We start from the raw sequence: 26,602 nt of genomic DNA on the forward strand, positions 1-26,602 counted from the left end.
CCCCCTGGGGGAGGCGTCGCACCGGCGGGCCGCGGCCTTGTGGGCGCTGCGGGCTGGGAGGTGGTCTTCACGGCTGTCAGCCTCGGGCCAGAATTCCGTCGATCTTGGACTGGGCGTCCTTCAGCAGGGCGTCGATGTCCGCGTCCTTCTTCGTCAGGACCGCCGAGACGGCGCCGTCGAGCACCGCGTAGATCTGCTGGCCGTGCTTGGGCTCCAGCTTCATGTCGAGCTGCTGGCCGCCGTCGATGAAGGCCTGGTAGTTCTCGACCGGGACGTTGGCGGAGGCCTTCTTCAGCTCCTGGTCCTTGGCGTCGGTGGCGCCGGTGAACAGCCGCGGCTCGGGCAGGCCGACCGGGGACTTGTCCGAGGCCGCACGGGCGTAGTTGTTCATGTAGCCCTGGCCCGGGGTGAGGAAGGTCCACTCCAGCCACTTGAGGCCGGCCTTGATCTGCTCGGGGGTGGCCTTATTGTTGAACATGTAGCCGTCGCCGCCCATGAGGGTGCCCTTGCCGCCGGGCATCGGGGCGAAGGCGAGGTCCTCGTACTTTCCGCCGGCCTCCTTGACGATGCGCGGGACGTTGTCGGGGGCGGCGAGGTACATGCCGAGCTTGCCGGAGCCCATCATCTGGAGCGTGTCGTTGATGATGAGGAGCTGCTTGGCGCCCATGGAGTTGTCGCGCCAGCGCATGTCCTTGAGGTTCTGCAGGACGGCCTTGCCCTCGGGGGTGTCGACCGTGGCCTTCTTGCCGTCCTCGCTGACGACCGCGCCGCCCTGGGAGTAGATCGAGGCGGTGAAGTGCCAGCCGCCCTGGTTCTGGGCGCTGTACTCGGCGAAGCCGACGGTGCCGTCGCCGAGCGCGGCGATCTTCTTGGCCGCCGTCTGGACCTCGGCCCAGGTGGCCGGCGGCTTGTTCGGGTCGAGCCCGGCCTTGGTGAAGAGCGGCTTGCTGTAGAGCAGGCCCATGGAGTAGTTGGTGCGCGGGATGCCGTAGATCTTGCCGTCGACGGTGTAGGCGTCGCGCAGGGGCTGGGCTATGTCCTTGTACGCCTTGAGGTCCTTGACGTACGCGGTGATGTCCGCGGCCTGGTTGATGGAGACGACGCGCTCGGTGTCGGTGAAGTACGTGTAGAAGACGTCCTCCATCTGACCGCCGGCAAGCTTCGCGTCGAAGGTCTTGGGGTCCTGGCACGGGAAGGCGTCGTGCGCGGTGACGTCGATGCCGGGGTTCTGCTTCTCGAACGTCTTGACGTCCTCGTCGAACCGCTTGTGGTCGATCTTCGCACTCGGCTGGGGCCAGCAGTTGACCGTGATGCCCGTCTTGCCGTCCGCGGCGCTGTCGCCCTCGGAGTTGCAGGCGGCCAGGCCGGTGAGGGCCAGGGCGGTGGCGACGGCGGCGGTGCAGGTACGACGGAGAACAGAACTTCTCATCGGTGGACCCCTCTAGGGCAGGAGTGCGGGAAGCCCACAGCCCCGAGCTGTGCGGCGACCCACACTCAACCACCGCCGACGAATGTCCGCAAGATGTCGCGTTGGTTTCGTAAATCTTTGACAGAGCCTGCCCGTTGCCTGCTGTGGCGGCTGACGGAAGCGGTCGGATCGACGGCGCTCGCGGGGCGGTCGTGAGGCGATCACAGGGGCGCCCCCGGGGCGATCACGGGGGCGGCAGGCGCGGCAGCCGTCGGGGGTGGCGCGGCACGGGGGCGCACGCTGCCCGCAAGCGCGGTGGGAGCAGCGTCACGGGCTGATTTCCACGCCTCGGCGGCCGGCTGGGAGCGCTCTCCACGCGGCTGCGTGGACCGCTCACCGAAGCACGGCCGCCGGGCGATCGCCGCGGGTGGCCGGGGGGCCGCAGTGGCATCGGGTCCGTTGTCGGACGCCCGGCCTACCGCGGCCGCACCCACTTCCACCGGCGACGGCTCTTCAGCAAACCATCGCGTCGCGAACGCAAGAATATGGCAATAGTTGCAGGACGTTTATCGTCCCGTGATGGACATGGCCGCGCCGAGGCGGCCGCGACCGGGGTTGCGGCTCGCGGCTAGCGGACTGCGGCGCCCGTCCGTACGGCTCCGAAGTCGATGGCGCGGTCGGCCTCGCGCAGGACTTCCTCGGCCACCCGGCGCACTTCGGCGAGCACGTCGCCGTGCTCCTCCACGAGGCCGGCGTAGATCGGTGCTTCGATGCTGTCTGCGGAACTCATACGGTTCATTTCCCCGTCGGTCTGGTGCGGAAAGCCCCTGCCGGTCGGCGGAGGCGGGGGCGAGTGTACGTGGTGGGCGGCGGCGGTCGCGATTCCATTCCGGCGCGCGGACCCCGCCGCACCTGCTGGAACGGCTCCCCGAGCCGCCCCGGAGGCCGCGGCCGACGGCTCCGTCACCGGCTGCGGCGGCCCGTGCCGAGGTGTTCCACGGGAAAGCCCGCCCGGGCGGCGAGCGCGGTCAGCTCGTCGGCCCGGGCCGCCCGGGGACCCACCGCCGGGCAGCAGTCGGAGTCGATGTCGAGGACGGCCGGGGCTCTGCGCACCGGGTCGGCGCCCCGCGGGTCGGACATCGGGCTCCGCTCCAGCGGCCGGGCGGCCGTCTGGTGTCGGTCGTGGTTCGGCTGTGCGCGCGGCGGACGGCAGTTTGACGACAGGCCCTAGGGCCGCCGTCGCAGGGCCCCGGGCAGGGGACGGTGGCCCTCGGTCCATTCGTTGACCCAGCCGCAGCCCGAGCAGGCGTACCGCCCGTCGAGGCCAGCGATCAGGGTGCCGCACCGCGCGCAACCGATGTAGGTGATGTCCGGGTGCTCCGTGGCCGCTTCGCCATCGGCCGGGGGGCGCCGCTCCTGGCGGGATGAGGGCCTCACCGTCAGGCGTCCGTTCCCGCAGCGTCCAGAAGGATCCGCGCGAGCTCGCGGGGCTGCGAGAACATCGGCCAGTGACCGGTGTCCATCGTGACCAGCCGCCATCGCTCGCCTGTCAGCAGCTCGGCCACCTCGGGGCCCGGCTCGGGCCAGTCGAGCAGGCACTTGACGTACGTCGCGGGCAGCAGGCTCAGCGGTCGTGCCAGGACGGCGGGCTCCGTGAGGGTGGCGCCGGGGTGGGGCGTCGAGCCGCCGACGAACCGGGCGATCTGCTCCTCGGTGAGGCCCTGGCCCGCGCAGTCGGCGGCGGTCGGCGACGGCCAGAAGCCCCCGCTCGCGGCGATGGCGGCCTCCACGCCGGCCCGGCCGTCCGGCCAGCCGGAGACGAAGGACTCGCCGTCGGCCGGAACGCTGGAGTCCACGAACACGACGTGGGCGAGCCGGTCGCCGATCCGCTCGGCCGCCTGCCCGACCGGAATGCCGGAGTAGCTGTGCCCGACCAGCACCACATCGCGCAGACCCCGGCGCTCCACCTCGTCGACGACGTCCTGGACGTGGGTCTGCTGACCCGCTGCCACCCCTCGCTTGTCGGAGAGGCCCGACAGGGTCAGCGGGTGGACCCCGTGACCGGCCGCGCGCAGGTCGGGCTCCACGTCGCGCCACGCCCACGAACCGAGCCAGGCCCCTGCCACGAGTACGAATTGCGTCATGCCAGCAACGTAGCGCAGGGGCATCAGAGAGCCTCCGCGCACGACGCCCCGCCGACCCCGACCCGCCGGCCCCGACGCGCTCGCCGTCCCCCGGCTCGCGGGCCCCGGCGCGCCCGCGCCCCCGGGCCCGTCGGCCGTCGGCGCTTCGCTATCTTCGCAGGGCCGGAACGGGGTGGCGGGCGGAACGATCGCCGCCGCCCGGCCGCCGATCGAAGGAGAGCACCTGTGCGTTCCCCCGCCACCGACCGGACCGTGGGCGTCCTGCTGCCGCGCGATCTGCCCGCCGACCGGATCCTCCCGTACGCGCGGCGGGCCGAGGAGCTGGGGTTCGGCGCCGTCTGGGTGGTCGAGGACCTCGGCTTCCGCGGGGGGATCGCCCAGGCGGCCGCGGTGCTGGCGTCCACGGGCCGCATCCGGGTCGGCATCGGGCTGCTGCCCGCCGGGGCCCGCAACGTGGCGTTCGCGGCGCTGGAGATCGCGTCCCTGGCTCAGCTCTTCCCCGGCCGGGTCGACGTCGCCGTGGGGCACGGCATGCCGCACTGGATGCGCAGCGTCGGCCAGTGGCCCTCCAGCCCGCTCACCTTGCTCCGCGAGTACGTCGACGCCCTGCGGGCGCTGCTGCGCGGCGAGCTCACGCGGCGGCGCGGGCAGTACGTGCACCTCGACGGCGTACAGCTCGACCCCAGCGCGCTGCCCGAGGTCGTGCCCGACATCCTGGCGGGCGTCCGGGGTCCCAAGTCCCTGGCGCTCTCCGGCGAGGTGGCGGACGGGACGGTTCTGGCGGAGCCGGTCGCTCCCGAATACGCGCGGGCCGCGCTCGGGCACATCGCAGCCGACGGCCCCCACCGGCTCGTCGCGTACAACGTCGCGTCCGTCCACGCCGACCCGCTCACCGCGCTGGCCGCCGCCCGCCCTGGGCTGGAGTGGATCGGCGAGCCCGACTGGCACGCGCACATCGCCCCGCTCCCGTTCGCCGACGAACTGGTCGCGCTGCGGGCCGGGTGCGCGACCCGCGACGCGTTCGTCCGGCGCATGCCCGACGACTGGGTCGCCCGACTCGCCGTGGCCGGGACTCCGGCACAGGCCCGTGCGCGCCTCGACGGACTGCGGGCGGCGGGTGTCACCGACACCGTCCTCGCCCCGGTCGGTCCCGACCCGCTGGGGGCCCTGGAGTCACTGGCCTCGGTTCTCGACGCCTAGGACGCCACCGCGGTCACACCGAGCCCCACCACCACGGCAGGCACCGGCGAACCGCCGACCCCATCCACACCCCACGCACCACCGGCCCCCGGGACGTCACTGCGCGGACACACCGGCACCTTCCGATCCATGCCACTCGCCGATCGAACGGGATGCGTTGTCGGCCGTTTCTGACTGCTTTTCGCTATGAACGGAGGCAGTGGACCACGGCGAGGCAGGATGTCCCCGTGATGGGCAACCTCCCCGTCGTGACGACCAGTTTCGTCGGCCGCAACAGCGAACTGGTCAGCGTCGAACGGGCACTTCGAGATCATCGGCTGGTCACGCTCACCGGCAGCGGCGGGGTCGGCAAGAGCCGACTGGCCCTGCGCACCGCCGAGCGTGCCAAGAACCACTACACCGACGGCGTCTGGTGGGCCGACCTGTCCCATCTGCACGACGAGCAGCTGCTCGCCACCACCGTCTGCGACGGCGTGGGGCTCCTGGACCACAGCCCTCGTCGGCCGGTGGCCGCGCTCGGTGAATGGCTGTCCGGCAAGAGCCTGCTCCTCGTCCTCGACTGCTGCGAGCGGATCGTCGGCCCCTGCGGTCAGCTCGTCGCCGAAGTGCTCGCCGCGGCCCCGGGGCTGACGATCCTGGCCACCAGCCGGGAACCGCTGGGCGTGACGGGCGAGATGCGCGTCGAGGTGCCGCCGCTGTCCGCGGGCGACGACGGCGACGAGGCCGTCCGGCTCTTCCGCGAGCGCGCGGCCGCCGTCGCCCCGGACCTCTCGCTCGACGATCCCGGCAGCGCGGCCGCCGTCGCCGAGATCTGCCGCCGCCTCGACGGCATACCGCTCGCCGTCGAACTGGCCTGCGCCCAGCTCCGCGAGAGCAGCGCGCAGGAGATCACCGGGCGGCTGGCATCGCGGATGGACGACCTCACCGACGGCACCGCCTGGCCCCGCCGCCACCAGGCCCTGCGCACCACGATCGGCTGGAGCCACGAGCTCTGCGCACCGCTGGAGCGGCTGCTGTGGGCGCGGCTCTCCGTCTTCCGCGGTGTCATCACGACTGCGGACTCGGAGGCGGTGTGCGCGGGCGGGCCGCTGGACGCCGAGGCCGTCGCCCCCGCCCTGGAGCGCCTGGCCGACCAGTCCGTGCTCCGGCGGACCGGGGACGGCTACCGGATGCTGGACACGCTGCGCGAGTACGGGGCGATGTGGCTGGCCGAGCTGGCGGAGGACGCGCTCCTCGCCGACCGGCACGCCCGGCACTTCGCCCATGCCGCCGTCCAGGCGTACGCGGGCTGGCTCGGGCCCTCGCAGGTCCTCTGGTACCACCGGATCGCCGACACCCACGCGGACCTGTGCGCGGCCCTGGACCATCTGCTGGCGGAGGACCCGGAGATGGCGATGGAGATGGCCGGGTGCGCCGGTCTCTTCTGGAGCTGTTGCGGCCATCTGCACCAGGCCCGTACGTATCTGGAACGGGTGCTCGCCCTGCCGCTCTCCACCGGTCCGCACCGCACCCGGGCGCTCTGGGCCCTGGGGATCACCCTGACCCTCCAAGGGGACCACGAGGCGGCCCGCCGCACGGGCGAGGAGTGCGAGCAGGCGGCCCGCCGCGACCAGGAGCCGGAGGTGGCGCTCCTCGCGGCCCACTCCGTGAGCTTCACGTATCTGATGATGGGCGAGCCGCTCACCGCGTACTCCGTCAGCGACCGCGCGCTGCGCGAGCACCCGGGCGACCCCGCCGGCGCGCCCTCGCAGTTGCGCTGCCGGGTGATACGCCTGTTCGCCCTGTCCGCGCTCGGCCGGCTCGACGAGGCGTACGAGGAGGCCATGCGGCTCCAGCGGATCAGCCTGAGTTTCGGCGAGCACTGGGCGCGGGCGTACGCCGATCATCAACTCGCCCTCATCCACCTCCTCCAGGGCCGTCCCCGTCATGCCGAGAGCCACGCGCGCGCGATGCTCGCGAGCAAGCACGAGCTCCACGACAGCCTCGGCATAGCGCTCGGGCTCGATCTGCTCGCGGGAGCCATCGCCGCCCAGGGGAACGGGGTGGCGGCGGCCCGTGCCTCCGGTACGGGGCACACGTTCTGGCGCATGATCGGCCACCCGCACCGGGGTACCCCGGAGCTCGGGGCGATCCGCGAGCAGTGGGAGCTGAGGGCCCGGCAGGCCGCGGGCGACTCGGCGTACGAGCGGGCCTACCGGCGCGCCTCGGCCGACGACGCCGAACGCGGCCTGGCCCACGCGCTGGAACGCGGGAACCCCGGCTAGGGCCTGTCCGGCCCTTCCCCTCGTCGCCCGCGGGGCGGCCGCGCGGCATCACGTGCGTGCTCTCGGTGTGCCGGCCCCAGGCCCTCGTACCGGACGTACGTGGCTCCGGGGTCGGTGCGGCGCGCGTGCGGGCATGGCGTCGTGAGGCAGACGGGAAGGGCCGGACAGGCCCTGGGCCGCGCGAACCTCCGCCGGGGGCACGGGCTTAGCATCCTGGTATGACGTCCATCAGCCGGCTCCGTCCCGACCACGCCGAGGCCCTGCTCGCCTTCGAGCGGAAGAACCGGACCTATTTCGCCGCGTCCATCTCCGACCGGGGCGACGACTACTTCGCCGAGTTCGCCGAACGCCATCGCGTCCTGCTCGCCGAGCAGGACGCGGGCCTGCACCACCTGCACCTCATCGAGGACCCCGACGGGGGCGTCCTCGGCCGGATCAACCTCGTCGAGGTGCGGGACGGTTCGGCCGAGCTGGGCTACCGGATAGCGGAGGGGGCCTCGGGTCAGGGGCTGGCCACCTGGGCGGTCCAGCGGATCTGCGTGCTGGCGGTCAAGGACTACGGGCTCACCGCTCTGCGCGCGGAGACGACGCTCGACAACACGGGCTCCCGCGCGGTGCTGGCACGTACGGGGTTCGAGCCGCTGGAGGACGTCATGTTCGGCGACCGCCCCGGGCGGCGGTACGTCCTGGATCTGAGCGGGGGCACTCCCTTGGCCCACTGACCGGCGCCGCCGGGGGAACCGGCGGGTGTGGAGGGGCGGGCGCGGTCCGGCGCCGACGGTGTGGCGGTGATCGCCCGGATGGTCCACCTCGGGGGCAGGCACCGTCCGGCCGCCCGATGCTGGGGCTCGTGGGAGCGGAGCCAACCGCTCCGCCCGCCCCTTCGCCCACCGCCTTCAGGAGGCCCCCGTGCCCGCACGTTCCCATCCGGACGCCCCGCTCCCCCGCCCTCGGCCCCGGCGGCGCGGACCCGTGGTCGCCGCCCTTGCCGTCGCATCGCTCGCCGGGCTGATGAGCGGCCCGGCGCACGCGGGAGACGACAGGGGCGGGGACGGCGGCCCGCACGAGCCGGTCGACCGCCGGCTGCAGCGCGGTCTCCAGGCATTGGTGGACACTCCGGGAGGACCGCCCGGCGCCATCGCCGTCCTCACGGCCGACGGCCGGAACGAGGTGTACCGGGCGGGTACGTCGCAGCTCGGCACCGGGCGTCCGCCCAGGACCACCGACCACATGCGGATCGCCAGCACGGCGAAGGCCTTCAGCGGCTCGGTCGCCCTGCAGTTGGCCGAGCGGGGCGCGCTCGGCCTGGACGACACGATCGGGCGGCGGCTGCCCCGGCTGCCCGCCGCCTGGCACCGGGTGACGCTCCGCCAGCTCCTGAACCACACCAGCGGGCTCCCCGACTACACCGAGGACCCGACGTTCATCGCCGAGCTGACGGCCGATCCCCGCAGGCACTTCGACTCCCGCCGGCTGCTGGACTACGTCGCCGGGGACCCGCTGCGGTTCCGGCCCGGGTCCGCGTACCGCTACTCCAACTCCGACAACATCGCCGTGGCGCTGATGGCCGAGGCGGCGACGGGCCGGCGGTACGAGAAGCTCCTCGCCGAGCTGGTCTACCGGCCGCTCGGCCTGCGCGACACCAGCCTCCCGCAGGGCTACCGGCTGCCCGAGCCCTATCTGCACGGCTACGCGGTGGACCCGCCCGAGGCGCCGGAGGACGTCAGCACGGCGCTCAGCGCCTCGGGCGTGTGGGCGTCCGGCGGCATCGTCTCCACGCCCCGGGACCTGGGGGCCTTCATCCGCGGCTACGCCGGCGGGCTGGGTCTCGGCCCGGCGGTCCGCCGGCAGCAGCTGTCCTTCGTGGCGGGCAGCTCCGAGCCCGCCGGTCCCGGACGCAACAGGGCCGGTCTCGCGGTCTTCTCGTACGCGACGCGCTGCGGCACCGTGTACGGCCACACCGGCAACTTCCCCGGCTACACGCAGTTGGCCGCGGCGACCAAGGACGGCAAGCGGTCACTGACCGTCTCCCTCACCTCCCAGGTGAACAGCGCGACGAACCCCCGGCTGCTGGCCACGCTCCGCAAGCTCCAGGAGGACTTCGTCTGCCGGCTGCTCGACCGCCGGAAGCCGGGCGGCTCGCGCTAGAAGGCGGAAGGGGTACGCCGGGTGTCCGGCGTACCCCTTCGCGGGTCGGGCAGGGCGGCGGTCAGTCCTCGTCGGTCTCCTCGCGGAGGATGGTGTCGTTCTTGGCGTCCACGTCGAAGGTCGTCTTCTTCCAGTCGGAGCCGACCACGTCGACCTGCCAGATGACGGCGTTGCCGTCGTTGTCGTCGAGGCTGACGGAGGTGACGGTCCCCTTCTTCTTCTCGGTGGCGACCTTGGCCGCCTGCTGCGGGGTCTGGGTGGCCTGGGCGAGCCGGTCGGCCGTCTCCTTCTTGTCGTCCGCGTCCTGATCCGCGTCGACGCGGGCCTCGATCACCTTGCCGTCGACCGCGTTGATCCGGACGGTGTGGAGCGTGCCGTCCTTCTCCGCGACCTCCGCGACCCAGACCGGGCCGTCGGCGCCCGGGCTCGCGCTCGGGCTGGACGTGCCGGTTCCGGTCGGGCTCGGAGAGCCGGTCGGGCTGGGCGATCCCGTGGGGCTGCTGGTTCCGGTCGGGCTGGGGCTCTGGTCGTCGTCGTCCACACCCTCCAGGTCGAGGTCGACGAGCTTGCTCCCGGCGACCTCGCCGGTGGCGGTGGTGGCCGCGTCGTCGAAGGTGACCTTCGTGGCGTCGAGCACCTCCTTGCGCTCCTGCTGGTCCTCGGTCAGCTGGGCGGTGGCCGAAGGCGACGTCGTCTGCTGCTGCGGGACGACCTTCGCGGCAGCGGAGGTGGCCGCGCTCGTCGCGCTGCCCGAGCTCTGACCGCATCCGGTCATCAGAACGGCCGCGGCGGCGGCCATGCCGAGGGCGCCGACCGCCTGGAGAGTGCGGGATCGGGAGGAGGCACTGTTCATTCGTCGAGGCTCAAGTCTCATGCACGCATGCCTAGCCCCCCGGAACTCCGGTCATGTTGTCCTATCGGGCGGAGTCACCCGATCGACCGGGCGGGTCCGCCCGTTGGCCGTCGCTCCCCGGGCGGCGGACGCCGGGGTGCGAAACAATGGCGGCAGGGCCGTATTCTCCGCGCCCGGCCGGGAGGCCTTCATGGATCACATGGTGCACACCGAGCGTTACGAGTTGATCTTCCAGATGTCCGGCGCCGCGGACGACGTGGTCTCCGTACGGCTGACCGACCGGCTGGGGGCCGGCGGGTTCCCGGTGTACGAGGACGAGACGGGGATCGTCCGGGCCGAGATCAGCGACCGGGGCGAGGTCCGCATGCTCGCCAGCGGCGGCCACCAGGTCCCGGGGGCTCCCCTGCTGGCCCGCCCCCTGAGCGAGGACGCACCCGGCACACGGTGACCGGACCCGTCGGGCGGGGCGCACCGGTGCACGGTGCGCCCCGCCCGCTCGTGTGCGCCCGCCTCCGGCAGAGAGACCTGCGGGAACCCGCCCCGTCCGTTCATGCCCACACGTCGCCCGAATGTGTTTACATTCCCGCACCCCGGACGTAACCTGGGCGCGAAACCACAGACCCGGGCATGAAACGGAAACGAAACCACATGTACGCACCGGAGCGTCAGCAGGAGATCCTCCGCCTCGCCCAGGAGAGCGGCCGGGTCGATGTGCTGTCCCTGGCCGAGGAGTTCCAGGTGACGGCCGAGACCGTCCGGCGGGACCTCAAGGCCCTGGACCGGGCGGGGCTGCTGCGCCGGGTGCACGGCGGGGCGATCCCGGTGGGGCGGCTCGACTTCGAGCCCGACCTCGCCGAGCGCGACGCCCTCTCCGCCGACGAGAAGGACCGCATCGCGCAGGCCGCCCTCGCCGAGCTGCCCGCCGACGGCAATGTGATCGTCGACGCCGGGACCACGACCGCTCGGCTGGCCGCCGCCGTACCCGTCGACGCGACGCTGACCGTCGTGACGCACGCGCTGCCGGTGGCCGCCCGTCTCGCCGACCACCCCGGCATCGCGCTGCATCTGGTGGGCGGCCGGGTCCGGCACCGTACGCGCGCCGCGGTCGACGCCTGGGCGCTGGGTTCGTACGCGGAGATCAACGCCGACGTGGTCTTCCTCGCCACCAACGGCTTCGCCCCCGACAGCGGTCTGACCACGCCCGACCTCGCCGAGGCCGCGGTGAAGCGGGCCGTCATCAAGGCGGCCCGCCGGGTCGTCCTGCTCGCCGACTCCGGCAAGTTCGGGCAGGAGCAGTTCGCCCGCTTCGGCGATCTCACCGACGTGGACCTGCTCATCACCGACACGGGCCTCAGCCCCGACGACGCCCGCTCCATCGAGAGCCGGGGCACGGAAGTAGTACGCGCATGATCCTCACCGTCACCCCCAACCCCAGCCTGGACCGGACCTACGAGCTGCCCGGCCTGACCCGCGGCACCGTGCTGCGCGCCACGGCGGACCGCGTCGACCCGGGCGGCAAGGGCGTCAACGTCTCCCGCGCGGTCGCGGCGGCCGGGCACCGCACCGTCGCCGTCGCGCCGGTGGGCGGACCGGAGGGCGCCCTGCTCACCCGGCTGCTCGGCGAACTGGGCATCGAGTCCGCCGGTGTGCCGATCGCCGGGAACACCCGGATCAACGTCACGCTCGTCGAACCCGACGGCACCCTGACCAAGGTCAACGCGGCGGGTCCCGAACTGAGTCCGGCCGAGGCGGAGGACGTCCTCGAAGCGGTGCGGGTCCATTCGGCCGCCGCGGACTGGATCGCCTGCTGCGGGAGCCTCCCGCGCGGTCTGCCGCCGCAGTGGTACGCGGAGCTGGTCGAGCGGAGCCACCGGGCCGGGGCCCGGATCGCGCTGGACACCTCCGGAGCGGCGCTGACCGCCGCCCTGGACCGGGGACCCGACGTGATCAAGCCCAACGCCCAGGAGCTCGCCGAGGCCGTCGGCAGGCCGCTCGCCACGGTCGGCGACGCGCTGAAGGCCGCCGAGGAGCTGCGCGAGCGCGGCGCCCGGTCGGTGCTGGCGAGTCTGGGCGCCGACGGGCAGCTGCTGGTCGAGGCGTCGGGCGCGTATTTCGCCACCGCCCCGGTGGCCGCCGTGCGCAGCAATGTCGGCGCCGGGGACGCCTCCCTGGCCGGCTTTTTGGCGGCGGGCGGGCAGGGCCCCAAAGCGCTCACCTCGGCCGTCGCCCACGGGGCCGCGGCCGTGCAGCTGGCCGGAAGCCTCATGCCCACCCCGGCCGACCTCGATCTCGCGTCGGTCGTGACCACCTCCGACGTACCGCTGGACCGCGCGCTGAACGAGCCCGCCCCATGACCCCCGTCACCACGAGCACCCCGCCGTCCCCGCACCTCCCGTACGGACCCCACCCGTACGCGAGCTCCGCCCCGTCCCCCCGAGCCGCCGCACGGCGGTCCCCGAGCAAGGAGCACCGCGATGAGTGAGCTGATCACCGCGGAACTGGTCGACCTCGATCTGTCCGCCGCAACGAAGGACGCCGCCGCGAGGTCGCTCGCCGAGCGGATGGTGGCCGCGCACCGCGTCACCGATCTCGACGGCTTCCTGGCCGACGTCGCCGCCCGCGAGGCGCAGATGCCGACCGGCCTCGACGGCGGCATCGGCATCCCGCACTGCCGCAGCGAGCACGTGAGCGCCCCGACGCTGGCCTTCGGGCGCAGCGCGGCGGGCATCGACTTCGGCGCGGCCGACGGCCCGGCCGACCTGATCTTCCTCATCGCCGCCCCGGCCGGCGCGGACGACGATCACCTCACCATCCTCTCGGGGCTGGCCCGCAGGCTGATGGACCCGGAGTTCACCGCCGCGCTGCGCGCCGGAACGGATCCGGCGGCGGTGGCCGCGCTGATCCGGGGCGAGGAGCCGACGGCGCAGGCGGAGGCACCAGCGACCGAGGCGGAAGCCGAGGCCGGGGCCTCCGAAGCGGCCGGGAGCGCCCCTTTCCGGATCGTCGCCGTCACCTCCTGCCCCACCGGCATCGCCCACACCTACATGGCAGCCGAGTCGCTGGCCGCGGCGGGCCGCGCCGAGGGTGTGGAGGTGACGGTGGAGACCCAGGGCTCGGCCGGCTTCAAGAAGCTGGACCCGAGCGTCGTCGCGGCGGCGGACGCCGTGATCTGGGCGCATGACGTAGAGGTCCGGGAGAAGGCCCGCTTCCGCGGCAAGCCGCTGGTCGACGTCGGGGTGAAGGCGGGCATCAACCGTCCCGCCGAGCTGATCGCCGAGGCCCGCCGCAAGGCGGAGCGCGGGGAGATCGCCGCCGTGTCCGAGGCCGACGGCAGCACGGACTCCGGCGACGGGGACGGATCCGGTGCGGACCACGCGCACTTCGGCGTCCGACTCCGTACGTATCTGATGTCCGGCGTGAGCTACATGGTGCCGTTCGTCGCGGCGGGCGGTCTGCTGATCGCCCTGTCGTTCGCCATCGGCGGCTACGAGATAGCGAGCGCCAAGTCGGTGGCCGACCACTTCGTCTGGGGCGAGGCGGACAGCTGGGCCGCGCTGCTCAACCAGATCGGCTCGGCGGCCTTCGCGTTCCTGGTGCCGGTGCTGGCCGGGTACATCGCGTACGGGATGGCCGACCGGCCGGCGCTGGTGCCCGGATTCGTCGGCGGGGCCATCGCGCTCACGGTGAACGCCGGGTTCCTCGGCGGTCTGGTCGCCGGTCTGCTGGCCGGTGCGGTGGTGATGGCGATCCAGCGGGTCCCGGTCCACGCCACGCTGCGCGGGATCATGCCGGTCCTGGTGATCCCCTTGATCGCGTCGGCGGTCGTGGGCTTCCTGATGTTCATCGTGGTCGGCAAGCCCATCGCCTCGTTGCAGAGCGCGCTCACGGACTGGTTGAACGGCCTGTCGGGCTCCAACGCGGTGATCCTCGGCGTCGTCCTCGGCCTGATGATGTGCTTCGACATGGGCGGCCCGCTGAACAAGGTGGCGTACGCCTTCGCGGTCGGCGGTCTCGCCGACCCGACCGACGGCAGCCTCAAGGTGATGGCCGCGGTCATGGCGGCCGGGATGGTGCCGCCGCTGGCGCTGGCGCTCGCCACCACCGTGCGCAAGAAGCTGTTCACGAAGACGGAGCGGGAGAACGGCCGGGCGGCCTGGGTGCTGGGCGCCTCGTTCATCACCGAGGGCGCGATCCCGTTCGCCGCAGCCGATCCGCTGCGGGTCATCCCGTCGGTGATGGCGGGCGGCGCGGTCACCGGCGCACTGTCGATGGCCTTCGGCGCGACCCTGCGTGCTCCGCACGGCGGCGTCTTCGTCGTCCCGCTGATCGGCGAGCCGTTCCTCTACCTGCTCGCCATCGCCGCCGGAACGCTGGTGGCGACCGCACTCGTCGTCCTGCTCAAGGGCGCACGCCGGGCGGCACCGGACGGGGCCGGGGAGGCCGGGGCCACGGGCTCCGACGACTCCCGGGTCACGGTCGCCGCCTGAACACCCGAACACCCCGCACACGCATCCGCAGTCCCTCACCGAGGAGTGATCCATGCACCAGCAGACCGTCGCCATAGCCTCCCGCAGCGGGCTGCACGCCCGTCCGGCGTCGCTGTTCGTCAAGGCCGCCGCCCGCCAGCCGGTCAAGGTGACCATCGCCCGCGAGGGCCGCGACCCGGTCGACGCCCGCAGCATGCTCGCGGTGCTGGCCCTGGCCGCGCCGTACGGGGAGAGCGTGGTCCTCAGCGCCGAGGGCGACGGGGCGCGGGCGGCGGTCGAGGAGCTGGCGGAGCTGCTCGCGCAGGATCTCGACGCCGCCGCCTGACCCGCCGGGCTCTGCCCGAAAGTGCTCCGCCCGCGCCTGCCGGATCACTAGGTTGGGCACGTGATCGAACACTGGAACGCCTCCGACCCGGCCGTTCTGACGCTGCCGTCCGGACGGCTGGTGCGGGGCCGGGGCCTGCGCAAGCCGCTGCCCCCGGGCCCCGCACCGGACTTCGCCGTGTACCTGCTGGGCCGGACCCCGCCCCCGGTCTCCTGGGAGTCGCGGTGGCTGCGGTGGCCGGACTTCCGGCTCCCGGCGGACCGGGAGGCGGCACGGGTCCTCCTGAAGGAGGTGTGGGACCGGGCGGCCGGCGAGCGGGTCGAGGTGGCCTGCGGCGGCGGAATGGGCCGCACCGGGACGGCGCTGGCCTGCCTGGCCGTCCTGGACGGGGTCCCCGCCGAGGAGGCGGTGGCGTTCGTGCGGGCCGGCTACCACCCGCGGGCGGTGGAAACGCCCTGGCAGCGCCGGTACGTCAAGAACTTCGCGCCTCGCTGAGCGTCAGCGCCCGGCGGGCACGTTATTGAACGTCTCGGGCACCGGCAGGGTGGCCCAGCGGTCGATCGGCCAGGCGACGACGACGGCCCGGCCGACGACCTCGTCGACCGGGACCATCCCCTCGTTGGGGTCGTCCTGGTGGTAGCGGGAGTCGGCGGATTCCTGGCGGTGGTCCCCCATCACCCAGACCTTGCCGTCGGGCACGGTGACCTTGAACCGGCCGCCGCGCTCGTCGTTGCTGCACGGGGTGTTGCCGGGGAAGACGTACGGCTCGTCCAGGGCGGTGCCGTTGACCTTCACCGGCCCGTCGCCCGCGCACTCCACGGTGTCTCCGCCGACGCCGATGACCCGCTTGATGAGGTCCTTCTCCTCGGCGGAGGGCATCACGCCGATGAAGCTCAGTACCTTCTGCACGGTGTTGGGCTCGTCCACGGGCACTCCGGCGAGCCAGTCGGCCGGGTCGTGGAAGACGATCACTTCGCCGCGTTCCGGCTCCGACCCGAACCAGGGGGTCAACTTGTCGACCAGGACCCGGTCGCCCTGCTGGAGGGTGTTCTGCATGGAGTCGGAGGGGATGGAGAAGGCCTGCACCAGGAACGTCTTGATGAGCAGGGCCAGCACCAGGGCCATGCCGATCAGGAGCGGCAGCTCCACCCAGAACGGCCGGTTCTTCCGCGTCCTCGACCGCCGCGCTCCCGCACGCCCCATGGCACCGCTCCTCGCCCCGTGAACCGCCTGTGCCCGTCCCTCGGGGGACGGGTCCGGTGATCCACTCTATGGGGCGTGGAGCGCGGGGGCGGACGCTACGCGGGTTCCGCACCGACGGGCGGGACTCTCGCTCCCTCTCCGGCGCGCACGGCTTCGACGACGCTCTGGTGGAAGGTACGGCTCTCCTGCTCGGAGGGGCACGGCACGGGGCTGCCCACGAGAGTGAACCAGTCGGTGGAGCCGCTGTACTGCACGGCCACCGACGCCTGTCCGTCGAACCACGTCGTATGCACCGTGAGGTCGCCGCTCAGGATGCCCGCTTCTTCGGTGCGCACTCCGCCGGTGCCCGCGAAGACACCGCTGGTCGTCCAGGATGCCCAGCCCATGACGGTCACCTTTCGGACGATGGCAAGCCTTGTCCGGCCGATTTCTTCCGAGTATGGCACCGCGGGTGGGACTGTGCACGGGTGTGAGCCGGCCCGCCCCCGCGCCCCGGCCTCAGGCCCGTCCGAGCACCCCGCGGACGTAGGCGGCCTGGCCCGCGTGCTGGAGATCCTCGGCGACGACGCTGATCAGCCGGACGCCCAGGGTCACCGGGGGCGACCAGCCCGCGTCGACGATCCGGTCAAGGGCGTGGCCCTCCAGTCCCGCGACGAAGTCGAGCGTCCGCTCCTGCACGGCGTCGAAGTAGCCGAGGAGGGGTTCGGCGGAGTCGACGCGGACAGCGGCGACCTCGTCGCCGCCGTGCCCGTAGCCGGTGTCCGTCTCGTCGAACGGGAGCCCGAAGCGGTCGGCCCAGCCCTCGGCGAGCCAGATCTGTCCCGTTCCGGCGGCGTCGGCGATGTGGTCGTCCTGGACGCGGGTGAGATGCCAGACGAGCCAGGAGATGGAGTTGGCTCCCTCGTCGATCCGGGCGTTGAGGTCGTCGGGCGGGAGCCCCTCGACGGCCGCGTGGACGGCCTCCCCGACCCGGTCGAACGCTTCGGCCAGCATGGCTGCGGTGTTCATCGGCCCACTGTCGCTCACCGGGGACGGGGTCCCCGGGGTGCGACACTCCGCCGGGCAGGCCGGATGCGCCGTACGATCGGCTCATGGTCCGAAGCAGCGCGCAGAATGTCGATGAATATCTCGCCGAGGCCCCGGAGGCCCGCCGGGAGGCGCTCGCGGCGCTGCGCGCGCTGTGCCGGGAGGAACTGACCGGGTTCCGCGAGGTGATGGCGTACGGCATGCCCTCCTACGAGCGGGAGGGGAAGGGCGAGATCGCCTTCGCGGACCAAAAGCAGTACATCTCGTTCTACCTGATGCGCACGGATGTCCGCGACGCGTTCACGGACCGGCTGGCCGCGCACGACATGGGCAAGGGCTGCCTGCGTTTCCGCGATCCGCGGACGATCGACCTCACGCTCGTACGTGACCTTCTGCGGGCGACGGCGGCGACCCCCGGCACTCCCTGCTGACGCGGACGCGCCGCGGACCGGGCGTCTTCAGCGCGGCCCGCGCAGTCCGTGCAGCCAGTCGGTCAGCAGCCGGTTGACCTCGTCGGGGCGTTCCTGCTGGATCCAGTGGCCGCAGCCTTCGAGGATGTGGGCGGCGGACAGGCCCGGCAGGGTCTTCGGGTAGGCGTCGATGGCGTCGGACATCCAGGTGGTGGAGGCGTCCAGGGCGCCCCCGATGAAGATCGAGGGCTGGCTGATCGGTGTGCCGTCCCAGGCGGCGAGATCCTCCCAGTCCCGGTCGACGTTGCGGTAGCGGTTGAGCGCGCCGGTCAGGCCCGTGCGTTCGAACTCCTCGCTGTAGAAGTCGAGATCACGCTCGTCGAGCCAGCCGGGCAGCTGGTCCGTGGGGAACGTGTCGGCCATGCGCGCGCCCGGCGGTACGAAGAAGAGGGCCCCGTGGCCGGCGGGGTCGAGGGTGTCTCCGGAGAGGGCGGCGTAGAAGCCGGCGAGCCAGCCGCGTACGTCCGGTTCGATCTCCGCCTCGGCGCGGCCGGGGCTCTGGAAGTAGCTGACGTAGAACTCCTTCTCGCCGCCGATCGCGGCGAAGCCGTCGGTGGGGCGGGGGCCGCCGCGGGGCGCGTAGGGAACGCTCAGCAGGGCGACCGCGGTGAAGACGTCCGGCCGGAGCAGGGCACTGTTCGCGGCGATGGGTGAGCCCCAGTCGTGCCCGACGACCGTGGCGGTCTCCTCGCCGAGTGCGCGCACGACGGCGGTGTTGTCGGCGACGTGGGCGAGCATGCGGTAGGCGTCGGTGGCGGCGGGCGTGGAGGAACGCCCGTAGCCGCGCACGTCGATGGCGACGGCCCGGTATCCGGCGGCGGCCAGGGCGGGGAGCTGGTGGCGCCAGGAGTACCAGGACTCGGGGAAGCCGTGGACGAGCAGGACGAGGGGGCCCGTGCCCTGTTCGACGCAGTGGATCCGGCCGCCGGGGACGTCGACCGTCCGGTGCGTAGCGCCGGGCAGGACGGTGGAGGGACGGGCCGCGCGGTCTGCGGGCGGGGGCGGTACGGGGGTGGACTCCGGCATGGCTGCTCCTCGGGCGCCCCGTGCGAGGGGGCGGTCGTGACGCTTCGGCGGGCGGCCGGGCCCAGGAGCCCGGCCGTCCGGTCACGATCATTCGGCCGGTGGGGCCGCCCGGACAAGGAAATTTGCCGATCCGGCAAAGCACCGGGGTGGAGAGGTTCAGACGAGCAGGCTCAGCAGGTGGGCGCAGGCGGCGGCCTCGTCCGGGTGGCGGGTGATGACTTCGTACGTTCCGCGCTCGAACGCCCCGGTCTCCCAGCCGCCGTCGGGGGCCCGCCGGACGAAAAGGAAGTCCGGCGGCGTGGGAGCGGGCTCGTGGACGCCCTCGATCCGGTAGTAGCCGCCGGGGATCCGTGCTGCGACCAGTGCGGCGTGCAGGGCCCGGCGGTCCATGCGGGGTTACGCGCCGGCGGGCGTCAGGTAGGCGTGGTCCAGCAGCCACTTCACATTCAGCCGCCGGCCCTCGCCCGGGTCCAGGAACGCGGCGTCGAGCTTGATCTGCTGTCCTTGGCCGGGCTGCTCGAACCACGGGGCGATGGAGCCCTGCCAGACCCAGAAGGGCTTGGCTACCTTGTAGACGCGGTAGTCGCACGGGGTGTCCGCGTCACGGGTGTTGAGGTTCTGCGGAGGCAGGGCGCGCTCGGCGTAGGCGTCGCCCGCGGGGGCCAGATAGCCGCCGTACTCCGAGCCGAAGCGGTCCAGGCGCTGGCCGGTGCGGAGCTTGACGGGCTCCTTGTCGATTTCGCCGTTCACCTCGGCGAAGCCGTCGTTGGGCGGGTACTTCCAACTGCCGGTGTCCGCGGGCCCCTCCCAGTACTTCTTCAGGAAGTCCTGCGGGGTGAGGTCGCCGGTGCGCCGGTAGCCGTTCAGGAGCGGGCCGACCGGGGCGAGCCGCTTGCCCGGCAGCCATCTGGGGCCGAGGCGCGCGTCGCCGCCAAACTCCCCGGTGCAGGGTTCGTGGCGTTCGGCGGCGGGGGCGGGCCGGTCGGGCCCCGGTGCGGCGCTCGCGGTCGGAGCGGTGATCAGACCGGCGGTGATGCCGAGCGCGGCGAGTGCGGTACGCATTCGGTTCATTCAGGAGTCCCCTTGAGCACGGATGATCCATCAGGACAGCTGACGTAGGGTAACCGCTCGGCTACCCGGAGACTCCGCGCCATGCCGCCTTCCGGCCACCGGGGAACAGCACCGCGCCCCGGCCGCGACGATGCGCGACCGGGGCGTGGCGGCCGGCCGGGTGTGCACCCCCGGCCCGCGTTGGCGCTAGCTGACGTTGACGTCGATGCAGGCGTAGAAGGCGTTCGAGGTGTCCGCGATGTTCCAGACGGCCAGGACCTTCTGCTTGCCGGTCTTGTTGCCGAAGTCGACCTGGTGGGTCACGGTCGCGCCGGGCTGCGCGCCGCCGTCGTCGAACTCGGCGATCTTCTCGCCGCCCACGAAGTACTGCCAGGTGCTGGTCGAGTGGCGTGCGGTGATCTTCCACTCGAACGGCTGGGAACGGTTCACCGGAGTGACCGACCAGCCCTTGGAGTCGTCGTCCAGCTCGGCGAAGCCGCTGTTGCCGCCGCTGCAACTGGTGAGCCCCTTGGGGCCCTCGACGCTCTGGGGTTCGTACTTGATGGCGCCGCAGCTGACCGTTCCGGCGGCACACTGCGCCTGCCTGCTGGGCGGGTTGGAGATGTAGCCGTGGGCACTGGCGGAGGTCGCCGGAAGGCTCAGGGCGAGAACCGGGGCGAGCACGGCGCCGACGGCGAGTGCGGTCTTCCTTTTCGCGTGCATGCTTCTCCTTCACATGAGACCGCACCGCGCGGTGGCGGGCCGTGGGGGGCCCGGCTTCGACGGCGAGGCCTCGCGAGTGTGGGGCCAAGAGGCGCGAAGGGCTGCAAGTCCCTTGCCGGACACGCCTGATGGCAGGTGTCCGGAAAGGCCTTGCACTTGGACTAGACCATACCCACCGACGCGTGCACGTCAAGGGTGGCGGGCGACGGGCGGGCTCCCCCGGGAACCGCGCGGGCGGCCGCGCGGAGTCCGCACGGCCGCCCGGGTGACGCGATCATTCCTGGTCGTCGCCGTACCGCACCGTGACCCGCTCGAAGCCGAGGGAGCCGAGCAGACCCTTCAGCATGTCGGCGGTGTTCTTCTCGGCCCGGGCGGTCAGTTCGCTCTCCTTCGCCGCCTCAGCGATGTGCTGGACGGCGACCTTGTTGACGGCCTGCTCGCTGCCGGGGTTGTCGGAGAAGAAGTCGCCCAGCCGATCGAAGAGACCCCGCTGCTTCGACACCGCGTAGGAGCGGTCGGGATCGAGGGCCGGCTTGGCCAACGCGGCTCGGGGCAGCCGGAGTTCGGCCGCAGTGCGGTCCTCGTTGACCACGACGCCGCCCTCGGTGACCTTGCCCAGGTCGACGGAGGCGGCGACCGTGCCCGCCCCCACGAACAGCGTGCGGGTGCCGCGCAGGGCGTCGGGGACGAACTTCGTGTCCTTCTCCAGGTCGACGACGACCTGGAAGTTGCCCGAGGCCGCCTCGTACGAGCTCATGTCCTGGATCGACTTGAGCACGGCGGGGCCCGACCTGTCGTGGGTCTCCTCGCCGAAGAAGTCGCCGAGTCCCGGCAGCAGGCTGAGCCGGCTGCCGGCGAACAGCAGGACGAGTACGGCCGCGCCGATGCCGAGGACTTTCAGCCATCCCCGCGAGGGGCGGGCGGTGCGCTTTCCGTCGCCGTGGGGCGCGGACTCTGGGGTTACGTCGCTGGACGTCATGTTCTGCGTGTGACCCGTCTCCGGTACTTTCAGTCCGCCTCCCGGCATCTCGCGGACAAAATCCCGCACAAAATAGGCCTGTTCCGATACGGGCGGCAGACGCGACGGCGCTCCTGGCGGCCGGGCCGGGGCCGTCAGCGCGGCGAGGCCGCCACCCGTACCCGGTCGCCGCCGCCGTCGGAGAGGAACGAGGCCAACTCGCTCCCCTGGTCGGCCACGGCGGCCCGATCGGCCCGGGAGAGGGTGCGCAGGGGCTCCACCGTGACCACGTCATCGACGACGGTCCAGGTGGCGGCCACGCGGCCGTCGACCAGGACGACACGCTCTCCGGCCACCGAGAGGCCCCGGTGGGCGTCGTCGATGATCCGGCTCCGGTCCTGATAGCCGAGGATCGCGTTGTCGAAGGCCGGCAGGAAGCGCACCGGGGCGGGGGTGTCCGGATCCGGTAGCGGCGCGTCGGGCAGGTCGAGCAGCTCCCGTCCCCGCTCGTCGCGGAAGGAGACCAGTTCGTCGCGTACGGCTGCCACCGCGCCGGGCAGCCCGGCCAGGCCGGACCAGGCGCGCAGGTCGGCCGTGGCGGCGGGCCCGTGGGCGGCCAGATAGCGCCGGACCAGCATCCGGCCGACCGGGTCGGCGCCGTCGGGGGCGGGTGGATCGACCGGGCGGCCCAGCCAGGAGGAGAGCGCGACGTTGCGCACCCCGCCCTTCGTCCGCCACAGCCCCCGGGGCGGCGCCTGTGCCATCGGGACCAGGGCGGCCACCACCATCTCGCCCAGGGGCCGGGGCCCGAGACCCGGCCGGCCCGGTGCGAGCTCCCGCACGATCTCGGCCGCGGTGCGGGGTTCCCCGTCGGACATCAGGTCCCTCGCGTCCGCGGCGAGTTCTTCGAGGTCGACCCCTTTCAGCTCGTCGCGGTAGACCCCGAGCACCTTCTGACGCAGCATCGCGTCGTGGCGGGAGCGCCAGGCGAGAACGTCGTCGGCGGTGACGAGGTGGACCGTGCGGCGCATCAGGTGGGTGCGCACCACGCTGCGCCGGGTCAGCAGATCCGAGAGAACCGCCGGATCGAAGGCGGTCAGCCGGGACCAGAGCCCGACGAAGGGCTCCTGCGGTTCCTGCGCCTGGAGGCCGCAGAGGTGGGCCACGGCGTCCACGACCGGCGGACCGGTCCGCTCCAGCAGCAACTGGCGCGCCAGCATGGCGCGGTTGAGCGCCCGGTCGTCGAGGACGGTCACCGTGTCGTCTCCGCCTTCCGGTCGCCCGCCGGCCATCGCTCGCCGTCGGTTCCTCGGTCTCTCCCGCGGATCACGTCGCCTGCCGCCCGTCGAGCGACTCGCGCAGGATGTCCGCGTGCCCGGCGTGCTGGGCGGTCTCGGCGACGACATGGGTCAGCACCCGCCGTACGCTCCACTCGGCGCCGGGTTCGTTCCAGGGCGCCTCGGGAAGAGGGTGCGCCGCCGAGAGGTCCGGGACGGCGAGGATGATCTTCTCGGTGCGGGCGGCGATCTGCTCGTAGGCGTGGAGGATGCCGGTCAGCGTCTCGCCGGGCAGCATCCGGAACTCCTTCTCGCGGTCGATCGCCCACTTCGGGTACTCGCGTGCGGTGCCGGCCATGAAGTCCTCCCAGGTGACCCCTTCGGGCAGGGAGAAGTCCATCGCCGAGGGACCCTCGGTCGCGAAGTTCAGCCAGCCCTCCTCCATGGCCATGACGTGCTTGACCAGGCCGCCCAGACACAGCGCGCTGACTGTCGGGGTCTCACCGGCCTGCTGGTCGTCGAGGCCGTGCACCGAGGAGGTCAGGGCGGCGCGCGCGGCGGCGAGGGAGGCGAGCAGGTCGGTGCGCTCGGCGTCGGGGGCCGTGGAGGGTGTGGTCATGGTGATCGAGTCCTTCCGGTGTTCCGTCGTGCGGTGTGGATCGACCTTCTCAGGAGAAGCGGCCAGGGTGTGGCCTCCACTCCGCTCATACTGGTGTCATGCCGAAGACTTCAGCCCGACTGCTGGCATTGCTCTCCCTGCTCCAGGCGCGCCGCGACTGGCCGGGTCAGCTGCTGGCGGAGCGGCTGGACGTCAGCCCGCGTACGGTGCGGCGTGACGTCGACCGGCTGCGGGAGCTGGGCTATCCCATCGCGGCCTTCAAGGGGCCCGACGGCGGGTACCGGCTGGACGCGGGCGCCCGGTTGCCGCCGTTGCTGTTCGACGACGATCAGGCCGTCGCCCTCGCCGTCGCCCTGCGGACCGCCACCGCGACCGGCGCCGGCATCGGGGAGGCCGCGGCCCGCGCGCTCACCACCGTCCGGCAGGTCATGCCCGCCCGGCTGCGCCATCGCGTCGACGCCCTGAACGTGACCGCCGTCGAGCGCACGGGGGGCCCACCGCAGCCGCAGGCCGACCCGCGCGTCCTTCTCGCGCTGAGCGACGCGGTGCGCGCCCACGAGGTGCTGCGGTTCGACCACTCCCCGGCGTACGCGCCGCCGGGCGCCGCCGCACCGCCCGCGGTGCGACGGGTGGAGCCGCACCGGCTGGTCACCTGGGGCGGGCGCTGGTATCTCGTCGCCTGGGACCTGGAGCGTGCGGACTGGCGGACCTTCCGCGCGGACCGGATATCCCCGCGCACGCCCACGGGCCCCCGGTTCACGCCGCGCGAGGTGCCCGGAGGCGATGTGGCCGCCTTCGTCGCCGCCCGGTTCCAGGGCTCCGGGGCCCTCGGCGAGTGGCCCTGCCGAGGCGAGGTGATCCTCGACGCGCCGGCCTCCGAGGTGGCCGGCCACCTCCGCAACGGGATCGTCGAGGAGTGCGGCCCGGACCGCTGCCGGGTGGTCGTGGGCGCGTGGTCGTGGCCCGCTCTGGCCGCCGGACTCGGCCGGTTCGACGTGGACATCGAGGTGGTCGGGCCCGAGGAGCTCAGGGACGCCTTCGCCCTCCTGGCCCGCCGCTACGCCGCCGCGGCGGGCCAGGGGCACCGTGGCTCCACGGGGTCCCGCGCCCCTTAGCGGCCGACGAGGCGGGTGTCGGTCGTGTCGTCGGTCGTCGAGGCGGTCACGGACGAGGTGATGTGCCCGGCGAGGCCGAGCACCAGGAACAGCACCACGAGCCACTTCGCGGCGCTGCTCAGGACCAGCGGGCGGGTGGCCGAGCGTGAGTGCTCCGGAGCGACGGCCAGGTCGTCGTCGCCGAACAGGCCCTTGGGATAGGCGGGGGTGAGCATCATGACGTACGCGGAGAAGCGCATCCGGTAGCGCAGGGTGGCCGCCGTCGCCTCGAACAGCGGGCGGGGCATCCGGCCGAGACAGAGCGTGATCAGCCACCAGACGAAGGCCAGCGCCCACCATCCGTACACGGCGAGGCTCTGCACGATCGCCGCCGGGATCATCAGGAAGACGCGGAACAGCACCGCGAGCCGGTTGAGCGGGGTGGGCCGCACCTCGATCTGCACCGGGTAGTCGGCCGGCGGGGTCAGGGCGAACGGCGGGTAGCGGTCGATGAGCAGCATGTCGCTCGCCGAGACGCGCATGTCGTAGCCGAGGACATCGGTCAGGAACCGGAAGACGGGGTCGGGCAGCCGCCCCAGGACCAGGGCCGCGAACCATCCCACGATGACGGTGAAGAACGCCGCGATGTGCAGGACGAACAGCACGATGAAGTGCGGGATCAGCAGCAGGAGTCGCAGGAGTACGGTCAGCCGCCGCTGGCGTGCCGGTCCGGCGATGTCCAGGACGGGCCTGAACTCGTCCGCGTCCGTATCCTTGCGGCCCGGGCTCCACTGGCCTTCGGCCATGTCGGTCCTCCTCGGCAGGAGATCCTTGACGCATCCGCGCGCAGGACGTGTCCCCACCGTGCGTCCGGTCCGGGCCGCCCGCAAACGGCCCGGACCGAACGGGTGCCGGGTCCGCAGGGCTGCCGGACCGGACGGCTGCCCGGCTCAGCGCCTGCGGACGCGGTCCAGCAGGGAGCGGACGCCGCCGGAGCCGGTGGCGGGCCGGCCGGCGCTGTCCGTACCGGCGGTCTTCCGGGTGCGGGAGCCGCGCTTCGTCGCCGTGGCCGTGGCCGAGGGCTTCGTCAGCGCCCCTTGTCCGGCCTTGGTGCGGGCGGCCTTCCTCCGGGTGTCTGTCGTGCGCGCGGCCGCCTTGCCGGTGGCCTTCCTCGGGGCGGGCTTCGGCTCGGCCGCGGGCTCTTCCGGCCGGTCGGCGGTACGCGGAGCGTCGGCGTAGACGTAGTAGCGGTGGCTGATCCGGCGGCCCAGCAGGAAGTACCCGAGCAGCGCGCCCGACGTGTTGAGGATGACGTCGTCGATGTCGAAGGCGCGTCCCTGGACCAGGGCCCCCTGGATCAGTTCGACGATCGCCATGGCGACGGCCGCCAGCAGCGTCGTCCGGATCATCCGCAGGCGACGGGGTACGAAGAACGGCAGCAGGAGTCCGAACGGCACACCGAGCAGCAGGTTTCCGCCCGCCTGCTTGCACGCGGCGAGGAAGGTGTAGTCCTCGGCGTACTGGCGCAGCGAGCGCCCGGGGCGGAGGTTCGAGGTGACGAGGTCCTCGGAGGCCGGTGAAGGGGTGAGCGTCACCTTGGCCAGCAGGACGGAGAACGCCACCAGTCCCGCCAGCGCCGCCGCCAGCACCAGCCCGCGTACCAGCACCCGTACCCATGTCCCCTGGCGTACAGGGGGATTCGCCTCTGCTGTCATGGCCGACAGATGCCCCCGCCCGGCCGGAACACACGCCTGGGCGGGCCATGGAGCGAAAACTCGTCCGGCCGTCCGCGCCCGCCTGCGACGATGTGCGCATGAGCGCAGACAAGAAGAGGGACCTGCTGAAGGAGACCGACCGGTTGCGTGAGGAGGGCCGGCCCGAAGAGGCGCGCAGCCGGCTGCTCGCCCTGACCGCCGAGTATCCGGGCGACGCCGAGGTGGCCTACCGGACGGCGTGGATCCACGATGTGCTGGGTCTGGAGTCGGAAGCGGTGCCGTACTACGAGCGCGCTCTGGCCGGTCCGGAACTCGCCGCGGAGGACCGGCGCGGGGCGTTGCTGGGGCTGGGCAGTACGTACCGGGTCCTCGGCCGGTTCGGGCAGGCGGTGGAGACGTTGCGCCGGGGCGTCGAGGAGTTCCCGGACGACGGCGCGCTGCGGACGTTCCTGGCGATGGCCCTGTTCAACACCGCCGAGCACCACGAGGCGATGCGGCTGTTGCTGGAGCTGACGGCCACGACCAGCCAGGACCCGTCCGTCCAGCGGTACCGGCGGGCGATCGAGCACTACGCGAAGGACCTCGACGAGACGATGTGATCGGCGCGGGGCC

Annotated in this window: 30 protein-coding genes; 13 read left to right on the forward strand and 17 right to left on the reverse strand. The window is 72.8% G+C overall.

Annotated features, from left to right (window positions below):
- Window positions 1-76 precede the first annotated feature (76 nt).
- The 4 genes from ACFWRV_RS27055 to ACFWRV_RS27070 all read right to left on the reverse strand — a co-directional run bounded on the left by ACFWRV_RS27055 (window position 77) and on the right by ACFWRV_RS27070 (window position 3,552).
- The gene (locus ACFWRV_RS27055) at window positions 77-1,429 is read right to left on the reverse strand and encodes an ABC transporter substrate-binding protein (protein ID WP_384338338.1); all 1,353 of its coding nucleotides are present in this window, start codon (window positions 1,427-1,429) and stop codon (window positions 77-79) included.
- 607 nt (window positions 1,430-2,036) lie between these two features.
- On the reverse strand, window positions 2,037-2,198 hold the full coding sequence (locus tag ACFWRV_RS27060) for a hypothetical protein (protein WP_384338339.1): 162 nt from the start codon (window positions 2,196-2,198) through the stop codon (window positions 2,037-2,039).
- 173 nt (window positions 2,199-2,371) lie between these two features.
- Window positions 2,372-2,548, reverse strand: coding sequence for a hypothetical protein (locus ACFWRV_RS27065; RefSeq protein ID WP_384338340.1), 177 nt, complete (start codon window positions 2,546-2,548; stop codon window positions 2,372-2,374).
- Between the two features lie 299 nt (window positions 2,549-2,847).
- Window positions 2,848-3,552, reverse strand: coding sequence for an alpha/beta fold hydrolase (locus tag ACFWRV_RS27070; protein ID WP_384338341.1), 705 nt, complete (start codon window positions 3,550-3,552; stop codon window positions 2,848-2,850).
- Between the two features lie 225 nt (window positions 3,553-3,777).
- Between ACFWRV_RS27070 and ACFWRV_RS27075 the strand changes: the two genes are divergently transcribed.
- From ACFWRV_RS27075 to ACFWRV_RS27090, 4 genes are all read left to right on the forward strand, one after another.
- A complete protein-coding gene (locus ACFWRV_RS27075; RefSeq protein ID WP_384338342.1) occupies window positions 3,778-4,752 on the forward strand; it encodes an LLM class flavin-dependent oxidoreductase in 975 nt (324 codons plus the stop codon).
- A 230-nt stretch (window positions 4,753-4,982) separates the two neighbouring features.
- On the forward strand, window positions 4,983-7,016 hold the full coding sequence (locus ACFWRV_RS27080; protein ID WP_384338388.1) for an ATP-binding protein: 2,034 nt from the start codon (window positions 4,983-4,985) through the stop codon (window positions 7,014-7,016).
- A 218-nt stretch (window positions 7,017-7,234) separates the two neighbouring features.
- Entirely contained in the window at window positions 7,235-7,738 is a 504-nt protein-coding gene (locus ACFWRV_RS27085; protein WP_384338343.1) for a GNAT family N-acetyltransferase, read from the forward strand.
- A 289-nt stretch (window positions 7,739-8,027) separates the two neighbouring features.
- A complete protein-coding gene (locus ACFWRV_RS27090) occupies window positions 8,028-9,164 on the forward strand; it encodes a serine hydrolase domain-containing protein (protein WP_384338389.1) in 1,137 nt (378 codons plus the stop codon).
- 61 nt (window positions 9,165-9,225) lie between these two features.
- Here the strand turns inward: ACFWRV_RS27090 and ACFWRV_RS27095 are convergent, their stop codons facing one another.
- Complete coding sequence (locus ACFWRV_RS27095) at window positions 9,226-10,017, reverse strand: PepSY domain-containing protein (RefSeq protein WP_384338344.1); 792 nt, start codon at window positions 10,015-10,017, stop codon at window positions 9,226-9,228.
- Between the two features lie 199 nt (window positions 10,018-10,216).
- Between ACFWRV_RS27095 and ACFWRV_RS27100 the strand changes: the two genes are divergently transcribed.
- The 6 genes from ACFWRV_RS27100 to ACFWRV_RS27125 all read left to right on the forward strand — a co-directional run bounded on the left by ACFWRV_RS27100 (window position 10,217) and on the right by ACFWRV_RS27125 (window position 15,324).
- Entirely contained in the window at window positions 10,217-10,465 is a 249-nt protein-coding gene (locus ACFWRV_RS27100; RefSeq protein ID WP_030809386.1) for a DUF6296 family protein, read from the forward strand.
- Between the two features lie 200 nt (window positions 10,466-10,665).
- Window positions 10,666-11,427, forward strand: coding sequence for a DeoR/GlpR family DNA-binding transcription regulator (locus ACFWRV_RS27105; protein WP_384338390.1), 762 nt, complete (start codon window positions 10,666-10,668; stop codon window positions 11,425-11,427).
- Complete coding sequence (gene pfkB / locus ACFWRV_RS27110; RefSeq protein ID WP_384338345.1) at window positions 11,424-12,371, forward strand: 1-phosphofructokinase; 948 nt, start codon at window positions 11,424-11,426, stop codon at window positions 12,369-12,371. Before ACFWRV_RS27105 ends, pfkB begins: the two co-directional genes overlap by 4 nt.
- A gap of 120 nt (window positions 12,372-12,491) precedes the next feature.
- The gene (locus ACFWRV_RS27115; RefSeq protein WP_384338346.1) at window positions 12,492-14,504 is read left to right on the forward strand and encodes a fructose-specific PTS transporter subunit EIIC; all 2,013 of its coding nucleotides are present in this window, start codon (window positions 12,492-12,494) and stop codon (window positions 14,502-14,504) included.
- A 52-nt stretch (window positions 14,505-14,556) separates the two neighbouring features.
- The gene (locus ACFWRV_RS27120) at window positions 14,557-14,829 is read left to right on the forward strand and encodes an HPr family phosphocarrier protein (RefSeq protein ID WP_384338347.1); all 273 of its coding nucleotides are present in this window, start codon (window positions 14,557-14,559) and stop codon (window positions 14,827-14,829) included.
- Window positions 14,830-14,889: 60 nt separating this feature from the next.
- Window positions 14,890-15,324, forward strand: a complete 435-nt coding sequence (locus tag ACFWRV_RS27125; RefSeq protein ID WP_384338348.1) for a protein-tyrosine phosphatase family protein — start codon at window positions 14,890-14,892, stop codon at window positions 15,322-15,324.
- A gap of 3 nt (window positions 15,325-15,327) precedes the next feature.
- Here ACFWRV_RS27125 and lepB read toward each other — a convergent pair whose 3' ends face one another.
- From lepB to ACFWRV_RS27140, 3 genes are all read right to left on the reverse strand, one after another.
- On the reverse strand, window positions 15,328-16,032 hold the full coding sequence (gene lepB, locus ACFWRV_RS27130; RefSeq protein WP_384338349.1) for a signal peptidase I: 705 nt from the start codon (window positions 16,030-16,032) through the stop codon (window positions 15,328-15,330).
- 95 nt (window positions 16,033-16,127) lie between these two features.
- On the reverse strand, window positions 16,128-16,418 hold the full coding sequence (locus ACFWRV_RS27135; RefSeq protein WP_384338350.1) for a hypothetical protein: 291 nt from the start codon (window positions 16,416-16,418) through the stop codon (window positions 16,128-16,130).
- Between the two features lie 112 nt (window positions 16,419-16,530).
- On the reverse strand, window positions 16,531-17,040 hold the full coding sequence (locus tag ACFWRV_RS27140; RefSeq protein ID WP_384338351.1) for a DinB family protein: 510 nt from the start codon (window positions 17,038-17,040) through the stop codon (window positions 16,531-16,533).
- Window positions 17,041-17,123: 83 nt separating this feature from the next.
- On the opposite strand from ACFWRV_RS27140, the gene ACFWRV_RS27145 reads away from it, so the two are divergent.
- A complete protein-coding gene (locus ACFWRV_RS27145) occupies window positions 17,124-17,489 on the forward strand; it encodes an iron chaperone (protein WP_384338352.1) in 366 nt (121 codons plus the stop codon).
- A gap of 27 nt (window positions 17,490-17,516) precedes the next feature.
- On the opposite strand, the gene ACFWRV_RS27150 is transcribed toward ACFWRV_RS27145, so the two are convergent.
- The 7 genes from ACFWRV_RS27150 to ACFWRV_RS27180 form a co-directional block, all read right to left on the reverse strand.
- Window positions 17,517-18,554 (reverse strand): alpha/beta fold hydrolase, encoded by a 1,038-nt coding sequence (locus ACFWRV_RS27150; protein WP_384338353.1) that lies wholly within the window; start codon window positions 18,552-18,554, stop codon window positions 17,517-17,519.
- A 156-nt stretch (window positions 18,555-18,710) separates the two neighbouring features.
- Window positions 18,711-18,944, reverse strand: a complete 234-nt coding sequence (locus ACFWRV_RS27155) for a hypothetical protein (protein WP_384338354.1) — start codon at window positions 18,942-18,944, stop codon at window positions 18,711-18,713.
- A 6-nt stretch (window positions 18,945-18,950) separates the two neighbouring features.
- A complete protein-coding gene (locus ACFWRV_RS27160; protein WP_384338355.1) occupies window positions 18,951-19,625 on the reverse strand; it encodes a TNT domain-containing protein in 675 nt (224 codons plus the stop codon).
- A 186-nt stretch (window positions 19,626-19,811) separates the two neighbouring features.
- Window positions 19,812-20,327 carry a lytic polysaccharide monooxygenase auxiliary activity family 9 protein gene (locus ACFWRV_RS27165; RefSeq protein WP_384338356.1) on the reverse strand — a complete coding sequence of 172 codons (516 nt, stop codon included), beginning with the start codon at window positions 20,325-20,327 and terminating at the stop codon, window positions 19,812-19,814.
- Between the two features lie 274 nt (window positions 20,328-20,601).
- A complete protein-coding gene (locus ACFWRV_RS27170) occupies window positions 20,602-21,306 on the reverse strand; it encodes a DUF4230 domain-containing protein (protein WP_384338357.1) in 705 nt (234 codons plus the stop codon).
- A 134-nt stretch (window positions 21,307-21,440) separates the two neighbouring features.
- Complete coding sequence (locus ACFWRV_RS27175) at window positions 21,441-22,541, reverse strand: winged helix DNA-binding domain-containing protein (RefSeq protein WP_384338358.1); 1,101 nt, start codon at window positions 22,539-22,541, stop codon at window positions 21,441-21,443.
- Between the two features lie 70 nt (window positions 22,542-22,611).
- Window positions 22,612-23,181 (reverse strand): DinB family protein, encoded by a 570-nt coding sequence (locus ACFWRV_RS27180; protein ID WP_384338359.1) that lies wholly within the window; start codon window positions 23,179-23,181, stop codon window positions 22,612-22,614.
- Window positions 23,182-23,279: 98 nt separating this feature from the next.
- On the opposite strand from ACFWRV_RS27180, the gene ACFWRV_RS27185 reads away from it, so the two are divergent.
- A complete protein-coding gene (locus ACFWRV_RS27185) occupies window positions 23,280-24,296 on the forward strand; it encodes a helix-turn-helix transcriptional regulator (protein WP_384338360.1) in 1,017 nt (338 codons plus the stop codon).
- On the opposite strand, the gene ACFWRV_RS27190 is transcribed toward ACFWRV_RS27185, so the two are convergent.
- Both ACFWRV_RS27190 and ACFWRV_RS27195 read right to left on the reverse strand, forming a co-directional pair.
- Window positions 24,293-25,081 carry a DUF4389 domain-containing protein gene (locus ACFWRV_RS27190; protein ID WP_384338361.1) on the reverse strand — a complete coding sequence of 263 codons (789 nt, stop codon included), beginning with the start codon at window positions 25,079-25,081 and terminating at the stop codon, window positions 24,293-24,295. The two genes, ACFWRV_RS27185 and ACFWRV_RS27190, sit on opposite strands and share 4 nt — an antisense overlap.
- A gap of 144 nt (window positions 25,082-25,225) precedes the next feature.
- Window positions 25,226-25,990, reverse strand: coding sequence for a VanZ family protein (locus ACFWRV_RS27195; RefSeq protein ID WP_384338362.1), 765 nt, complete (start codon window positions 25,988-25,990; stop codon window positions 25,226-25,228).
- A 98-nt stretch (window positions 25,991-26,088) separates the two neighbouring features.
- Here ACFWRV_RS27195 and ACFWRV_RS27200 point away from each other — a divergent pair, with 98 nt between their 5' ends.
- Window positions 26,089-26,589 carry a tetratricopeptide repeat protein gene (locus tag ACFWRV_RS27200; protein WP_384338363.1) on the forward strand — a complete coding sequence of 167 codons (501 nt, stop codon included), beginning with the start codon at window positions 26,089-26,091 and terminating at the stop codon, window positions 26,587-26,589.
- Window positions 26,590-26,602: the final 13 nt, after the last annotated feature.

Source organism: Streptomyces sp. NPDC058576 (assembly GCF_042718715.1).
GTDB lineage: Bacteria > Actinomycetota > Actinomycetes > Streptomycetales > Streptomycetaceae > Streptomyces.